The 16217-nt window shown below is 66.5% G+C and carries 16 protein-coding genes; 13 read left to right on the plus strand and 3 right to left on the minus strand.

The annotated features are described in order from the left end of the window. The first annotated feature begins 97 nt into the window (after nt 1-97). From JYJ84_RS06055 to JYJ84_RS06070, 3 genes are all read left to right on the plus strand, one after another. Nucleotides 98-619 (plus strand): DUF3455 domain-containing protein, encoded by a 522-nt coding sequence (locus JYJ84_RS06055; RefSeq protein ID WP_175222490.1) that lies wholly within the window; start codon nt 98-100, stop codon nt 617-619. 794 nt (nt 620-1413) lie between these two features. Then, nucleotides 1414-2802, plus strand: coding sequence for an NCS2 family permease (locus JYJ84_RS06065; protein WP_175222489.1), 1389 nt, complete (start codon nt 1414-1416; stop codon nt 2800-2802). A 214-nt stretch (nt 2803-3016) separates the two neighbouring features. Further along, nucleotides 3017-3610, plus strand: a complete 594-nt coding sequence (locus JYJ84_RS06070; RefSeq protein ID WP_122949631.1) for a hypothetical protein — start codon at nt 3017-3019, stop codon at nt 3608-3610. A gap of 41 nt (nt 3611-3651) precedes the next feature. Here JYJ84_RS06070 and JYJ84_RS06075 read toward each other — a convergent pair whose 3' ends face one another. Further along, a complete protein-coding gene (locus tag JYJ84_RS06075) occupies nt 3652-4053 on the minus strand; it encodes a CopD family protein (protein ID WP_175222488.1) in 402 nt (133 codons plus the stop codon). Then, nucleotides 4050-4358 carry a DUF3817 domain-containing protein gene (locus JYJ84_RS06080; RefSeq protein WP_043181008.1) on the minus strand — a complete coding sequence of 103 codons (309 nt, stop codon included), beginning with the start codon at nt 4356-4358 and terminating at the stop codon, nt 4050-4052. The genes JYJ84_RS06075 and JYJ84_RS06080 overlap by 4 nt, the downstream gene beginning before the upstream one ends. A gap of 106 nt (nt 4359-4464) precedes the next feature. Between JYJ84_RS06080 and JYJ84_RS06085 the strand changes: the two genes are divergently transcribed. From JYJ84_RS06085 to JYJ84_RS06100, 4 genes are all read left to right on the plus strand, one after another. Continuing rightward, nucleotides 4465-5412, plus strand: a complete 948-nt coding sequence (locus tag JYJ84_RS06085; RefSeq protein WP_175222487.1) for a GlxA family transcriptional regulator — start codon at nt 4465-4467, stop codon at nt 5410-5412. Nucleotides 5413-5560: 148 nt separating this feature from the next. Continuing rightward, nucleotides 5561-6481 (plus strand): LysR substrate-binding domain-containing protein, encoded by a 921-nt coding sequence (locus JYJ84_RS06090; RefSeq protein ID WP_175222486.1) that lies wholly within the window; start codon nt 5561-5563, stop codon nt 6479-6481. A 226-nt stretch (nt 6482-6707) separates the two neighbouring features. Then, nucleotides 6708-7490: an ABC transporter substrate-binding protein gene (locus tag JYJ84_RS06095; protein ID WP_175222485.1), complete on the plus strand. Its 783-nt coding sequence runs from the start codon at nt 6708-6710 to the stop codon at nt 7488-7490. Nucleotides 7491-7717: 227 nt separating this feature from the next. After that, complete coding sequence (locus tag JYJ84_RS06100; protein ID WP_122948156.1) at nt 7718-8833, plus strand: succinylglutamate desuccinylase/aspartoacylase family protein; 1116 nt, start codon at nt 7718-7720, stop codon at nt 8831-8833. Between the two features lie 137 nt (nt 8834-8970). Here the strand turns inward: JYJ84_RS06100 and JYJ84_RS06105 are convergent, their stop codons facing one another. Then, nucleotides 8971-9777, minus strand: coding sequence for a MetQ/NlpA family ABC transporter substrate-binding protein (locus JYJ84_RS06105; protein ID WP_122948157.1), 807 nt, complete (start codon nt 9775-9777; stop codon nt 8971-8973). A 308-nt stretch (nt 9778-10085) separates the two neighbouring features. Here JYJ84_RS06105 and JYJ84_RS06110 point away from each other — a divergent pair, with 308 nt between their 5' ends. The 6 genes from JYJ84_RS06110 to JYJ84_RS06135 all read left to right on the plus strand — a co-directional run. Then, nucleotides 10086-11243 (plus strand): porin, encoded by a 1158-nt coding sequence (locus tag JYJ84_RS06110; protein WP_122948158.1) that lies wholly within the window; start codon nt 10086-10088, stop codon nt 11241-11243. A gap of 205 nt (nt 11244-11448) precedes the next feature. Further along, complete coding sequence (locus JYJ84_RS06115; protein ID WP_011353838.1) at nt 11449-11709, plus strand: DUF2866 domain-containing protein; 261 nt, start codon at nt 11449-11451, stop codon at nt 11707-11709. 124 nt (nt 11710-11833) lie between these two features. After that, nucleotides 11834-12217 carry a DUF6232 family protein gene (locus tag JYJ84_RS06120; RefSeq protein WP_122948159.1) on the plus strand — a complete coding sequence of 128 codons (384 nt, stop codon included), beginning with the start codon at nt 11834-11836 and terminating at the stop codon, nt 12215-12217. Nucleotides 12218-12416: 199 nt separating this feature from the next. Next, on the plus strand, nt 12417-12644 hold the full coding sequence (locus JYJ84_RS06125; protein WP_122948160.1) for a hypothetical protein: 228 nt from the start codon (nt 12417-12419) through the stop codon (nt 12642-12644). Nucleotides 12645-12881: 237 nt separating this feature from the next. Next, nucleotides 12882-15149, plus strand: coding sequence for a TonB-dependent hemoglobin/transferrin/lactoferrin family receptor (locus JYJ84_RS06130; protein WP_174958074.1), 2268 nt, complete (start codon nt 12882-12884; stop codon nt 15147-15149). A 49-nt stretch (nt 15150-15198) separates the two neighbouring features. Next, nucleotides 15199-16217 (plus strand): hemin-degrading factor (locus tag JYJ84_RS06135; protein WP_205189133.1); only part of this gene is annotated, 1019 nt, incomplete at its 3' end.

A 16217-nucleotide genomic window follows, 5' to 3' on the forward strand; every position in this document is an offset into this window, starting at 1 on the left:
GTCTCGATTGTCATTTCCGCATTGCGGCCCGCGCGATCGGCGTCTAGCGTTTACGGGATCGACTCCCCCGTGCCCCTGCCCTGAAAGGACGCCCGCCATGCCAAGCCGCTCCCCGACACGCGACATGCTGCTGGCCATCGCGGCCGGTGTTTCATTTGCAGCGTGCGCCGCACCGGCCTGCGCCGATGCCGGTCTCGCGCCACCTGAGCCAGCGACGCCAGTACTGTCGACCTCCGCAACCGGCGTGCAGATCTACGCATGCGAATTCGACCACGACCATCGGCTCGCGTGGGCATTCCAGCGCCCGGAGGCGATGCTGTTCGACGCGAGCGGCACGCTCGTCGTCCGGCACGGCGCGGGGCCATCATGGGAAGCGCTCGACGGCAGCCGCATTACCGGCAAGAAACTCGCGGAAGCGCCGAGCGCGCGCGCCGGCAGCATTCCGCAACTCCTGCTCGCCGCGACGCCGGCCGCAACGGGCACGACCGGCACGCTCGCCGGCGTGCGCTTCGTACAGCGGCTCGATACCGTGGGCGGCACGCCGCCGGATGCCGCGTGTTCGACCGAGCACGCGGTCGGCCGCTTCCCGTATTTCGCGCGCTACGTGTTCCTGAAGTAACGCACGACGACACTGCGCCGCGCGCGACGCACAGACAGCCAAATCGGCCGGCAACCGCATCATCCGGGCATTCATGGGCGAGGCGCTGCCCGATGCGCCCGACGCCACATACGCGCTTGCGTGCGACCGGCTCACCCCCACGCTCACCACGGCTGGCAACGCGTTTTCGGAAAGCGAGCGACCCTCCGACCGACGCAACCGACGCGTCTTCGAACCCCGTGGTCGACATGTTCCGCCCATATCTCGACCATCTCGCGCACAATTGAGGCCCGGGCGAAAACGAGAACCGCCGCCCGCGATGACGGTATCGTCCGAATGCAGGTAGCGCACGGCGGTGAATCCCGTCACCGGCCCCTGTTTCCACCGGCCTGCCTGGCCCCAATGAAAGACTTTCGTAATTTTCGATGCATCACCCGCTTTCCCCCTGCCCGTCGACCCCGCATTCAAATAATCGCCTTAACGGAATCGAACTAGGCGTATACACGCGTGTCGTCGCGACGGAGCCCCGTTGCACGCCGATATAAGCGCTGAGACATGCGCTGCATGCTCTTCCCCCAATGGGACGTGATGGGCGGTTCGCCTAACCTTCGCTACGGCAAAGCGCACGTGACGGGGTCGACACCACCACGCGTCGCACGACGCGACACCCTCGCGATCGTTTCGATTCGCACGTAACGACACGGATCACGCGTCATTCGTCCCCACGACGTTGCCGACAATCCCAACTAGATACGAGACACCCTGACGACGGTTCGCTACGGGCCGTTTCAGCATGCTGATAAAGGAGCAAGCTCATGAGTGATACCCCGGTGCAGCCGACGGTCGACGTCGGCGCGGCAGAAACGGACTTTGGCACCCAGGGAGTCATCGACCGGTACTTCGGCATTTCGTCGCGCGGCAGCACGCAGCGCCGCGAAATCATTGCCGGCGTCACGACCTTCCTCGCGATGGTCTATTCCGTGTTCGTCGTGCCCGGCATGTTCGGCAAGGCCGGCTTCGACACGAGCGCCGTGTTCGTCGCGGTCTGCCTCACCACCGCGTTCGGCTCGCTGCTGATGGGCCTGTGGGCCAAGCTGCCGATCGCGATCGGCTGCGCGATCTCGCTGACCGCGTTCACCGCGTTCGGCCTCGTGCTCGGCAAGGGGCTGTCGCCGACGGTCGCGCTCGGCGCCGTGTTCCTGATGGGCCTCGTGTTCACCGGCATCTCGGTGACGGGCGTGCGCTCGTGGATCCTGCGCAACCTGCCCGCGGGCGTCGCGCACGGCACCGGGATCGGCATCGGCCTGTTCCTGCTGCTGATCGCGTCGAACGACGTCGGCTTGGTGATCAAGAACCCGGGCGCCGGCCTGCCGGTCTCGCTCGGTCAGATCACCGCATTCCCGGTCATCATGTCGGTCATCGGCCTCGCCGCGATCTTCGGCCTGGAAAAGCGTCGCGTGCCGGGCGGCATCCTGCTCGTCGTGATCGCGATCTCGATCTTCGGCCTGATCTTCGATCCGAGCGTGAAGTACCACGGCATCTTCGCGCTGCCGTCGCTGAGCGCACCGGGCCATGCGTCGCTGATCGGCGCGATGGACATCAAGGGCGCGCTGTCGATGGCCGTTCTGCCGAGCGTGCTGGCGCTGGTGATGACGGCCGTGTTCGACGCGACCGGTACGATCCGCGCAGTCGCGGGCCAGGCCGGCCAGCTCGACGAGAACGGCCGCATCATCAACGGCGGCCGTGCGCTGACCGCCGATTCGCTCAGCTCGATCTTCTCCGGCTTCCTCGGCGGCGCGCCGGCGGCGGCCTACATCGAGTCGAGCGTCGGCGTGGCCGCCGGCGCGAAGACGGGCCTCGCAGCCGCCGTGGTCGGCCTGCTGTTCCTCGTCGTGATGTTCTTCTCGCCGCTCGCGGGCCTCGTGCCGTCGTACGCCACGGCACCGGCGCTGATGTACGTCGGCCTGCTGATGCTCGGCAGCGTGAGCAAGCTGCACATGGACGACATGGTCGACGCGATGTCGGGCCTCGTGTGCGCGGTGTTCATCGTGCTGACCGCGAACATCGTGACGGGCATCATGCTCGGCTTCTCGACGCTCGTGATCGGCCGCATCGCCAGCGGCGAATTCCGCAAGCTCAACGTCGGCACCGTGCTCATCGCGGCCGTGCTCGTCACGTTCTATCTCGGCGGCTGGGCGATCTGACCGCGAATCGTGCGCGACGTCGCCGGCAGAAGGACGGCGCGCATCGGGACGACATCGTCTCCTCCACCATCATCGTTGATGGTCTCCAGGCCTGGGAACGCAAGTTTCCAGGCTTTTTTTGTCGATGCCGCACGGCACGGCGCGCAACAGGCACGCATCGCGGCACGAATCCGCGCCCGGTGCTACGATCGCGCTTTGCCTTCAGGAACGCCTCATGAACGCGCTCGGCATCGTCTCCGAATCGAGCACCCGGACCTCGGCGCACAAGCCGCCGTTCATCCCGTCGTTCGGCTTCCACGAAGTGCACGAATCGAAGCCGATCGATGCTGCTCCGGCGCGCATCATCGACACGGTCACCACGCTCGACATGCGCACGGATCCGGTCGTCGATGCGCTGCTCAACATCCGCGAATTCCCGGGTGCCGTTGCCGCCGCGCTGCGCCACGACACCTCGCGACGCGAACGCGAACCCTTCGGGCTCCATGCGTTCACGCCGCTGCAGCGCGACGACATGTCGCTGTCGCTCGGCCTCGTCGGCCGCTTCTGGCGTCCGGACCTCGGCGTGCTGACGATCGCCGACGCAGCGGCCTTCGTGCAGCACGACGACCCGCGCGACGCGAAGCTGGTGCTCCGCTTCGAGGTCGTCGGGCTCGCGTCGGGTGCGCACATGCTGCGCACCGAAACCTTCGTGCATTGCCCGACCACCCGCACGCGGCTGCTGTTCATGCCGTACTGGCTTGCGATCCGGATGGCGAGCGGCTGGATTCGGCGCCGCACGCTGACGGCGGTCGAGATGGCGCTGGCGTAGGGTCTGTCTCCGCCGATGGCCGGCTCGCGCCGGCCGGCGCATCAAAACGGCTTGATCACGACCAGCCCGACGACGATCGCCGTCGCGGCCACGACCGCGCCCGCCGCCTGCCCGAGCCAGGGTGCCGGCACGACCACGAGATCGTCACGTTCCATGCGCCGCAGCGTGCCGGCCAGGATCCCGTGCAGCGCCGACAGCGCGACGACCACCACGAGCTTCACCGACAACCACGTCGCGCCGAACCAGTGGCCGTACAGCGCCAGCGCGATCCCCGCGATCCAGACGAGCGCGAGCGCGGGTACCGTCACCGTGCGGTCCCAGCGCCGTACCGCCCGATGCACGGCAAGGTTGGCGATACGCACGCCGACGGACAGCATCAGCAGGCCGCCGACGAACGTGACGACGGCGACGACATGAATGGCCTTGAGCCACAGATATATCATCGCGCGTGCCTCCTGCGCGCGATCCATCCGGCACTCGTCAGCCCCACGAACGGCACCACGGCCGCCAGCACGAGCCGCGCGACTTCAGCCTTGCTCCACAGCCCGCTCGACGCGGTGCCGACGACCGCCCATACATACATCGCGAACGCGATGCCGTGCACCGGGCCCATGATCGATACCGCTGCCGGATAGCCGGCCAGGTGCTTGAGCGGCACGGCAACGCACACCAGCACGACGAGCGTGGTCGCCTCCAGCAACGACAGGTATTGCAGGTTCCGCAATGCATTGCGATCGTCTTGTTGCATCGGCAATCTCCAGGTTGGCCTGCGACGATTGTCACGTGTGGTGCCATTTCGAGCCATTGGCTAAAATGACATCTTTAAACGGATTCTGGCCAAGCCCCCGAACGCCATGCATACGGTCGCCGTGCTCGCCCTGCCCGATGTCGTCCCGTTCGATCTGGGCATTGCGTGCGACACGTTCGCGCGCGTACGTTCGCCCAACGTCGCACATCCGTACCGCGTGCGCGTGTGCAGCGAGCACGCGCGTGTCGCGGGCGACCTGTTCGACCTGCGCCCCCCGTTTCGTCTCGACGCGCTCGCCGATGCCGACACGATCGTCATCCCCGGCACGTCCGTGCCGCTCGCACCCACGTCGCGCCACGTGATCGCGGCGCTGCGCGCGGCGGCCGCGCGCGGTTGCCGGATCGCGTCGATCTGCAGCGGCGCGTTCGTGCTCGCGGAAGCCGGACTGCTCGACGGCCTGCGCGCGACGACGCACTGGCTCGCGGCCGCCGAGCTCGCGCACCGCTATCCCCGCGTGACGGTCGATCCGAACGTGCTGTTCGTCGACAACGGGCAGATCCTGACGTCGGCCGGCGCGGCAGCCGGCCTCGACCTGTGCCTGCACCTGATCCAGGCCGACTACGGTGCGGCGGTGGCCGTCGACGCGGCACGCTGCGCGGTGGCGCCGCGCGTCCGCGAAGGCGGGCAGGCGCAGTTCATCGCGCCGGAATGGCCGAGCGGCACCGACGGCCTGCAAGGCCTGATGGACTGGCTGCAGGCCAACCTGCGCAAGCCGCTCACGCTCGACGCGATGGCCCGCAAGGCGTCGACGAGCGTACGCACGCTGACACGGCGCTTCCAGGAGCAGACGGGCACGTCGCCGCGGCAATGGCTGCAGACCGCGCGCGTCAGGCATGCACAGCAGTTGCTGGAGGTCACGGAGCTGTCGATCGAGCATGTCGCGACGGAGGCCGGCTTCGGTTCGGTCACCGCGTTTCGCGAGCGGTTCGCGCGCATCGTCGGCACGTCGCCGCAGCGGTATCGTCAGGCGTTCCGCGCGCGAACCGGCGCATGACGATCACCTCGCCGATACCCGCCGCGCCCCGGCTCGCGATGCTTCGCTCGGTCGGCGTAAAACCATGCGCACGCAACCGTCAGGATCGCTACCGAATTCCGTCACAGCAAGCCGCCCGCCACAGTATCGCGCCAACCGGACCCGATCGATGACCCGCATCCGCAACCCCCTGAACCTCGCTCAGCTCCAGGCGTTCGTCTCCGCCGCGCATCACAAGAGCCTGCGCGCCGCCGCGCGCGAGCTCGGCGTCACGCAGCCTGCGATCACGCATACGATCCGCGAGCTCGAAACGGCGCTCAACGCGGAACTGCTCGCGCGCAGCGTACGCGGCGTCGAGCTGACCGCGTGCGGCCATGCGCTGCTGCCGCGCGCCGAACAGCTGCTCGGCGATATCCGCCGCACGGTCGAGGCCGTCGAGCAGGTGAAAGGCGAGATGTCGGGGCGCGTCGCGGTCGGCACGATGCCGTCGATCGCGCTGACCGCGCTACCGCGCGCGGTGACGGCATTCCGCCAGTCGATGCCGAACGTGCACCTCCATCTCGAGGAAGTGACGGTGCCCGACGCGCTCGCGCAGTTGCGCAACGGCACGCTCGACATCGCTGCGATGCACCACGTGCCCGCGCTCGATCGCGATTTCACGCAATCGCCGCTGCTGTCGACCGAATTCACCGTCGTGATGCGCGAGGGCCACCCGCTGGCTCACGCGCGCCGGTTAGAGGAATTGCTCGATGCCGAGTGGATCGTCACGGTCGGCGCCGAGCAGTTTCCGCACAGCGTGATGGTCGGGATGTTCGAGGCGCACGGGCTGCCGCTGCCGAAGCGCCTGCTGCGATCGCCGATGTCGTTCGCGGTGACGCTCGGGCTCGTCGCACGCTCGGACGTGATCGGCTGCTTCACGCGCCCGCTCGCCGCGATGGTCGCGCCGCTCGGCATCCGCACGGCCAACCTCGACGAAAGCATGCCGCGCTTCGACCTGTCGATCATCGCGCGGCGCGACCTGCTGCCCACGCCCGCCGTCTCGCAATTCGTCACGTGCCTGCAGCGCGCGGTCAACGAAACGCTCGGCTGAATCGTTCCTGTGTCTGAAACGGCGGCGCACCCGACGCGCCGCCGCCGGGCCCGGTATCGGGGCTTGTCCTAGGCGCCCTGCCGGTATTTTGTCTTGATAATCTTGCGCACGTCGCGCGCCCGCATCGGGTGGGCGAAACGGACAGCCTGACGCGAAGCCGCGCCAGGCCGAAGGCTTACGGCGCGGCACAACCGCGCACCCATCGAACAAAACGAGGAGTCACCTAGTGAAAAAGATTCTTGCGGCTGTGACCGTCGCCCTGCTCGCCGTATCGGCTGGCGGCGCGTACGCGAAGGACTGGTCGACCGTGCGGTTCGGCGTCGACGCAAGCTACCCGCCTTTCGAATCGAAAGGCGCTGACGGCAAGGTGGTCGGGTTCGACGTCGATCTCGGCAACGAAATCTGCCGCCGCATGAACGCGAAGTGCGTGTGGATCGAAAACGACTTCGACGGGATGATTCCGGCGCTGAAGGCCCGCAAGTTCGACGGCGTGCTGTCGTCGATGTCGATGACGCCGGCGCGTCAGGAACAGATCGCGTTCTCGGAGAAGCTGTTCAACACGCCGACGCGCCTCGTCACGAAGAAGGGCGCCGGCCTGATGCCGACGGCTGAATCGCTGAAGGGCAAGTCGGTCGGCGTCGAGCAGGGCACGATTCAGGAAACCTATGCGAAGACGTACTGGGCCTCGAAGGGCGTGAACGTCGTGCCTTACCAGAACCAGGACCAGGTCTACGCCGACCTGATCTCCGGCCGTCTGGACGGCGCGCTGCAGGACGCGGTGCAGGCTGACATCGGCTTCCTGAAGACCCCGCGCGGCGCGAACTTCGACTTTGCCGGCAAGGATATCGACGATCCGAAGACGCTCGGCAACGGCGCCGGCATCGGCCTGCGCAAGGAAGACACCGACCTGAAGACGAAGATCGACGGCGCGATCGCCGGCATGCGCAAGGACGGCACGTACGCGAAGATCGCGAAGAAGTACTTCGATTTCGACGTCTACGGCAAGTAACAGCGCCAGCAGGCGCGCGATGCGCGTCGACACAAACGGGCTCCGCATGGAGCCCGTTTTTTTTTGCGCGCGCGGCGCCGCGCAGCGTTATTTTTTTCGCACCAACCTGATGATTCTCAACGAAAATCGGCTCGTCCCGGCGTCGGTTTGATGGCGGTGTGGAAGGCAACGTACAATCGATCTTTCACGCACACCGGATCATTCGCGGCTGCGCCGCACTCCCCATCATGCAAACGCAGACCCATCCGCTGATTTCCCCCGCCGTCGGTACCGAACGCCAGATCACGAGCTTTCACTACGGCCCGCGCGGCGGCAAGAAGGTCTATATCCAGTCGTCGCTGCACGCGGACGAACTGCCCGGCATGCTGGTCGCCACGCTGCTGCGCCGCAAGATCGCCGCGCTCGAGACGGCCGGCAAGCTGCGCGGCGAAGTCGTCATCGTGCCCGTGCCGAACCCGATCGGCCTGTCGCAACACGTGTTCGGCGATCACCTCGGCCGCTTCGAGCTCGGCTCGATGCAGAACTTCAACCGCAATTTCTACGATCTCGCGGCGCTCGTGTTGCCGCGTGTCGAACACCGCCTCACGAAAGACGCGCAGCACAACCTCGTCGCCGTGCGCGCCGCGATGCGCGAAGCGCTCGACGAGCAGAAGCCCCGCACCGAGCTCGACTCGCAGCGCCTCGCGCTGCAGAAGCTGTCGTTCGACGCCGATATCGTGCTCGACCTGCACTGCGACAGCGATGCGGTGATGCACCTCTACACGAATCCCGATCTGTGGCCCGACGTCGAGCCGCTGTCGCGCTATCTCGACGCGCAGGCGTCGCTGCTCGCGCTGAATTCGGTCGGCAACCCGTTCGACGAGATCCACAGCTTCTGCTGGTCGGATCTGCGTAACCGCTTCGGCGACCGCTTCCCGATCCCGAACGGCGCGATTTCGGTCACGATCGAACTGCGCAGCGAGCGCGACGTGTCGTACGAATTCGCCGAAAAGGACGCCCAGGCGATCGTCGAATACCTGACCGAGCGCGGTGTCGTGGACGGCACGCCGGCGCCGCTGCCGCCGCTCGCGCATCCGGCCACGCCGCTCGCGGGCACCGATCCGCTCGTCGCGCCGGTGTCGGGCGTGATCGTGTTCCGCACGCCGGTCGGCGTGATGATCGAGGCCGGCCAGGCCGTGGCCGACATCGTCGATCCGCTGACCGATCGCGTCGTCACGCTGAAGAGCAGCGTGTCCGGCATGCTGTACGCGCGCCAGATCGTGCGCTTCGCGACGGCCGGCATGGAAGTCGCGCGCATCGCCGGCGCGACCGCGATCCGCACCGGTTCGCTGCTGTCGGCCTGAGCGGCCGGCCCGTGCGCCGGAGAACGGCGCGCAGCGCGCGCCCCCGCGCGCACCAACGAAATCGCCCGCTTGCGCGGGCGATTTGCTTTCCGGATCGTCGAGATCCGGCAATCCGGCGTGTCGGCAAGTGAAACCGTTCAGAACGCCGGCACGATCGCGCCGCCGAACTTCTGGTCGATGAACTTGCGCACGTCGTCCGATTCATAGGCCGCGACGAGCTTCTTCACCCACGGCTTGTCCTTGTCCTGCGCGCGCACCGCGATCAGGTTCGCGTACGGCCCGCGCAGATCCTCGATCGCGATCGCATCCTTCACCGGCGTGAGCCCGGCCTTCACCGCGTAGTCGGTGTTGATCGACGCGACATCGAGATCGGGCAGCGCGCGCGGCAACTGCGCGGCATCGAGTTCGACGATCTTGATCTTCTTCGGATTCTCGGCGACGTCGAGTGGCGTCGCGTTCACGCCGTTGGTGCCGGCGCCCGCCTTCAGCTTGATCACGCCGTACTTCTGCAGCAGCAGCAGCGCGCGGTTGCCGTTCGACGGATCGTTCTGGATCCCGACCTTCGCGCCCACCGGCAAGTCCTTCAGCGACTTGAGCTTCTTCGAATAGAAGCCCATCGGCGCCGTGTAGGTGAGCCCGACGTTGACGATCTTGTAACCGCGCTGCTTGATCTGGCTGTCGAGGAACGGCTGGTGCTGGAAGCCGTTCGCGTCGAGATCGCCGGAGTCGAGCGCCGCGTTCGGCTGCACGTAGTCGTTGAATTCGATGACCTTGATCGCGAGGCCTTCGCGCGCGGCGACCTTCGTCACCTCGGTCCAGATCTGCGCGTCGGGGCCACTCATCGTGCCGATCTTCAGCGTTTGCGGGTCGGCGTGCGCACCGGGCGCCGCGAATGCCAGCGCTGCGGCAAGTGCGCCGAGGCCGGTCAGGAATGAACGTCGCATGGTGTCCTCTTGTCCCGTGTCGTTTGTTGGAACACGGATCGTGGCATGGGGCCGGAACGCCACCAACCAAGCTAATTTCATGTGCATATTCCTGATTCCGATCGAATCTCAGTCTGAATCGGTATAACCCCCGGCTATACAAGCAGGCAGAATTCAGTGTCGCATCGACGCCACAGATTCTTCATATGACAGTCGCTGTCATATTCATTACGTGGCCCGTCGATAAAGTTGCCGCCGGTACGTGAAAGCGCCCATAGAGAGCGCCGGAACCGCAACTGGACACGCCATTTATTCGCTCGGAGATTCCTTTGAACAAGAAACTGTTGACCATCGCCGTCCTGGCAGCAACGGCCGGCACGGCGCACGCACAAAGCAGCGTGACCCTGTACGGCGTTATCGATGCCGGTATCAGCTACGTGAACCACAGCAAGACCGCCAACGGTGGCACGGGCAAGCTGTTCAAGTATGACGACGGCGTTGCCCAAGGCAGCCGTTGGGGCCTGCGCGGCACCGAAGACCTCGGTGGCGGCCTGAAGGCGATCTTCGTGCTCGAAAACGGCTTCAACAGCGGCAACGGCACGATCGGCCAGGGTGGCGCGATCTTCGGTCGTCAAGCTTACGTCGGCCTGAGCCAGTCGCAATACGGCACGGTCACGTTCGGCCGCCAGTACTCGTTCTCGACCGACATCCTCGGCTCGAACTACTCGACGGGCGGCAACACGGTCGGCGGCAACTACGCTTACCACGTGAACGACATCGACCAGCTCACGTCGAGCCGCATCAACAACGCCGTGAAGTTCCAGAGCGCGAACTACTCGGGCTTCACGTTCGGCGCGTTGTACGGCTTCTCGAACTCGACGGACTTCGCCGGCGCAGCCGCGACGACGTCGGGCACGACGACGACGGCAGGCTCGTCGCGCGCATACAGCTTCGGCCTGAACTACGCGAACGGCCCGGTCTCGGTCGGCGCCGCGTACACGGACATCCGCTTCCCGAGCCAGTCGACGCCGTCGTTCTCGACGACGATCGCGAACATCAGCACGGGCAACGTCCGCGACCTGCGCACCTACGGTGTGGGCGGCCGCTACGTCTGGGGCCCGGCAACGGCATGGCTGCTGTGGACGCGTACGCAGTTCTCGACCGTTTCGGGCGCGGGCGGCACGTTCTACAACGCATACGAAGCAGGCGGCAAGTACGCCTTCACGCCGGCTCTGTCGGCTGGCCTCGGCTACACGTACACGAACGCAACGCAGAACGGCAACTCGTGGCACTGGAACCAGGTCAACGGTATCGCCGACTACGCACTCAGCAAGCGTACGGACGTGTACGGCCTGGTCGTGTACCAGCAGGCATCGGGCAAGGGCGTGCAAGCGCAGATCGGCTCGAGCACGAGCTACTTCAACACGTCGGGCACGGGTTCGAAGAACCAGATCGCCGCACGTATCGGTATCCGTCACAAGTTCTAAAGCATCCGCTTAACTCGCGGATCACGACGGCAAGAAGCGCCCCGCTCCACGCGGGGCGCTTTTTTATGTGCTTTTAAGTTTCGCTTAATTCTGGGCTGAGAGGATGCTCTCACCCCCCCTGTTGGCCGCCTGAGCATCGGCGGCTTTTTTTTTACCGACGACGGCGCCGCCATCGATTGCCCACAAGACAGGATCGGAGGCCATGATGATCGAAGATACCGTTTTCAGCCATCTGCACGCGATTCTGACGTGCCAACACTCGATGCCGGTCCAGAGCTGCCGCGTATCGGTCGAAATGCAGCGCCCGTGGGGCAGGCCGTATCGCCTCGTCGAATGGACGATGCATCTCGACGCGCCCGCGCGGCGCCAGATCGTGCCGGCCGAATCGACCGACGAAGAGATCGCCGAGGTCGTCGCGTCGCACGTGCCGGGCCGGCTTTACGGCGACGGCCGGCTGCAGTTCTGAACCCCTTCCTGTTCCACCCGCTTCCCGTCTTTCAGCCACGCCGCACGCATCGTGCGGCAGTCGGTCTCGTTTGATGCCGCAACGAAACCTGCTACGCTGCGCGTTTTCGTCCACGCAACACACGATGGAAAACGCATTCAACGAACGCGGCGTGACGATCACGCGCAACGGCCTGTCGGCCGCCGGGCAGGTCTTCGCACTCCGTGACATCCGCCAGGTCGATGTCGTCAAGATTCCGAAGAACCGCCTCGTGCCGTCGCTGATCTCGCTGATCGGCGCGGCTGTCGCCGTCGCAGGCGGCATCGCCGGATCGAGCGCCGGGCTCGTCGTCGGCGTGATGCTCGCCGTCGTCGGCTATCTCGCGTGGGCCACGCAGGACGTCACGTATCGCCTGATGGTCGAGATGCCCGACGGCAAGCGCGAAGCGCTGTCGAGCATCGACGCCGCATTCGTCGAACGCGTCGCGCAGGTCGTGCGCGATGCGCAGGCCGCGAAGTCGGCCGGCTGATTCCGTTCGCATCCCTGCACGCTTCGGTTCGCCATGCCCGGCCGCGCGCGGCGCGTTTCGCGTCGCGCAACGGCGCCGTCGATTACCCCGTCGAATCGCATTCCGCCCACCGCCTGGCCAACACCGCGCCTGCGCTGCGTGCGCCGACCGCCTAGTATGGAAAGAGCGGCTCGCCGCCGCATCGTCCGAGGAGGCCAGCATGAACGTCCAGACGCTGTCCGGCACGCTTCGCGCGCAGGAACTGCTGATCGTGTCGATGATCCGCGCGCTTCCCCCTGACGCACGACGTGCGCTCGTCGACCTCTATACCGAGCAGATCGTCTTCGCCGAACAGGCGGGCCTCGACGTCCACAGCGATCGCGCGACGCACGACGCGTTCATCACGCATGCGCGCAACCTGCTGATCCGCATCGAAGCCCTCGCCTAGCGGGGCCGCGTTTTTCCCGAATTCCCCGCCGCGGCTCGCCCGAGCCGCGCAGGTGAGCGCTCACCTACACGAGCCGCTTTCCGTCCTTGTATTGATAATAATTCTCATTTACACTGGAAAAATTATCAGTTGCCTTTCAATTCGCCGCTCGCCGCCTTCCGTGCGCGGGCGGGCCAGCCAGGTGAACGCGTCACCCAGCCAGCCTTCGGGCTTGTTTTCGTCAATGGGAGACCACCTGTGCATTGCTATACGCTGGCGCGGCGGCCGATCTGTGCCGCGCTGTTCGGCGCATTCGGCCTGTCCGCCGCCCCGGCCCACGCCGATTCGTCGCCGCAAGGCGCCACCCCGCCTGCCACCCTCCTCGTCGCCGCGTCCACGCGTGGCGATGCGGCGCTGCTCGATCCCGTCACCGTCACGGCCAACCGCACCGCCACGGCCGCGAGCCGCACGGCGGCGTCCGTCTCGGTGATCACCGACGAGGATCTGGAGGAACAGCAGGCCACCAACATCAAGGACGCACTGCGCTACGAGCCGGGCATCACCGTGCGCCGCACCGCGTACCGGCCCGGCAGCGCCGCGCTCGGCGGCGGCCGCGACGGCGATTCGAGCATCAACATCCGCGGCCTCGAAGGCAATCGCGTGCTGCTGATGGAAGACGGCATCCGGCTGCCGAATGCGTTTTCATTCGGCCCGCTCGAAGCGGGGCGCGGCGACTACGCCGATCTCGACACGCTCAAGCGAATCGAGATCCTGCGCGGGCCGGCCTCGGCGCTGTACGGCAGCGACGGCCTGACCGGCGCAGTGAACTTCATCACGAAGGATCCGCGCGACCTGCTGTCGATCTACAACAAGCCCTACTACTTCGCGTTCCGGCCGAGCTACGACTCGGCCGACCGCAGCATCGGCGCGACCGTATCGGCCGCGGGCGGCAACGATCGCATCCAGGGGATGATCATCGCCGACGGCCGGCGCGGCCACGAGGTCGACACGCGCGGCAGCAACAACTCGGCGAGCACGCTGCGCACCACGTCGAACCCGCAGGATGTCTATTCGGAATCGCTGCTCGGCAAGCTCGTGCTGACGCCGACCACGCGCGACACGATCAAGTTCACCGCCGAAACGGTGCAGCGCCGCGTGAGTACCGACGTGCTGTCGGCAATCAGCCCGCCGACCACGCTCGGCCTCACGACCTACGACCGGCTCGAACGCAACCGCTTCAGCGTCGACTACGATTTCCGCGACGATGCGTTCCGCTGGTTCCAGACCGCGCACGTGCAGTTCTATTACCAGGACGCGAAGCAGGACCAGTACGCGTTCGAGACGCGCGGCCGGACGGCTTCGCGCTCGCGCGACAACCAGTACCAGGAGCGCACGTTCGGCGGCTCCGCGTTCGCCGAAAGCGGCTTCGCGACCGGCCCGTTCGCGCACAAGCTGTTGTATGGCATCGACGGCAGCGTGTCGCGCGTGACGAACATGCGCGACGGCACGGTGCCGGGCGTCGGCGAAGCGTTCCCGAACAAGGCGTTCCCCGATACCGACTACACGCTGTTCGGCGCGTTCGTGCAGGACCAGATCGGCTACGGCCGCCTGCTCGTCACGCCGGGCCTGCGCTTCGACACGTACCGGCTGAGCCCGACCGAGAACGATCCGCTGTTCACCGGCAAGGCCGTATCGACGAGCGCGAACGAGCTGTCGCCGCGCGTCGCCGTGCTCTACGAGATCACGCCCGCGGTGATTCCGTACGTGCAATACGCGCACGGCTTCCGCGCGCCGACGCCCGACCAGGTGAACAGCAGCTTCTCGAACCCGGTGTACGGCTACACGTCGATCGGCAATCCGAACCTGAAGCCCGAGACGAGCGACACGTTCGAAGCCGGCCTGCGCGGCAAGGCCGGCACCGGCTACGGCGTCGTGCGCTACAGCGCGGCCGCGTTCACGGGCCGCTACCGCAACTTCATCTCGCGCACGACGATCGCCGGCAGCGGCCGGCCGGCCGACCCGTTCGTGTTCCAGTACGTGAATTTCGCCGACGCGCGCATTCACGGCCTCGAAGGCCGCGCCGAATGGGTGATGCCGAACGGCATCACGCTGAAGACGGCGATGGCATTCACCAAGGGCTCGACGCAGAACAACGGCGCGGCCAGCCAGCCGCTGAACACCGTCAACCCGTTCTCGGCCGTGTTCGGCGTGCGCTACGAGCCGACCGAACGCTGGTACGTGCAGACCGACCTGCTGTTCCAGGCCGCGAAACGCGACAAGGACATCGACAAGTCCGACTGTTCGAACAAGACCTGCTTCTCGCCACCGTCGTCGTTCGTCGTCGACCTGCGCGGCGGCTACCGCTTCAACAAGCACGTGAGCGCGACGATCGGCATCCGCAACCTGTTCGACCGCAAATACTGGAACTGGTCGGACGTGCGCGGCATCGCGGCCGATTCGCAGGTGCTCGATGCGTACACGTCGTCCGGACGCACGGTCGCCGTCAGCATGAAAGTGGATTTCTGATGCGCGTCGCCCGCGCTGCCACCCCAACCGCTACTTGAAGGAGTCCGACATGATGCAATCCGCCCTTCCCGGTCAACCGGCCACGCCGGCCCGCGCGGCCGCCGCGCTGCGCGACGCGTTCATCAAGCTCAAGACCGAGCGCCAGCTGCGCAACCGCGACGTCGCGCAGGCGCTCGGCGTCAGCGAAGGCGAGGCGCTCGCCGCGTTCGTCGGCGAGCACGTCGTGCGGCTCGACGCGCGCTTTCCGGCGATGTTCGAGGAAATGCCGCGCCTCGGTCGCGTGATGGCGCTCACGCGCAACGACACGGCCGTCCACGAAAAGGACGGCGAGTATGCGCAGATGAGCCATGACGGCCCCGTCGGCCTCGCGCTCGGCGATATCGACCTGCGCATCTTCTATCGTCACTGGGTATCGGCGTTCGCGGTGCGCGACGAGACCGCGCATGGCCCGCTGAAGAGCCTGCAATTCTTCGACGCGCAGGGCCATGCGATCCACAAGGTCTACCTGCGCGCGCACAGCGACCACGCCGCATACGACGCGTTCGTCGAGCGCTGGCGGGCGCCGTCGCAGGAGCCGGGCCTCGAGGTCGCGCGCGCCGCGCCGAAAACGCCCGAGCGCGCCGACACCGAGATCGACGTCGCGGGCTTCCGCGCCGCATGGGACGCGATGACCGACACGCACCAGTTCTTCGGCATCACGCAGCGCTTCGGCGTGAGCCGCATGCAGGCGCTGCGCCTCGCCGATCCGCAGTACGCGTATCCGGTCGAAACCGCGCACGCGCTGCGGCACGTGCTCCAGCAGGCGGCACAGAGCGGCCAGCCGATCATGGTGTTCGTCGGCAATGCGGGGATGATCCAGATCCATACGGGCCCCGTCACGAACGTGCGCGAGGTCGGCGCATGGATCAACGTGCTCGACCCTGGCTTCAACCTGCACGTGCGCGAGGACCTGATCGCCGCCGCGTGGGTCGTGAAGAAGCCGACCAGCGACGGCATCGTCACGTCGCTCGAGCTGTTCGACCGGCAGGGCGACCACGTCGCGCTGCTGTTCGGCGAGCGCAAGCCCGG

Source organism: Burkholderia sp. LMG 13014, assembly GCF_905232215.1.
Lineage (GTDB): Bacteria > Pseudomonadota > Gammaproteobacteria > Burkholderiales > Burkholderiaceae > Burkholderia.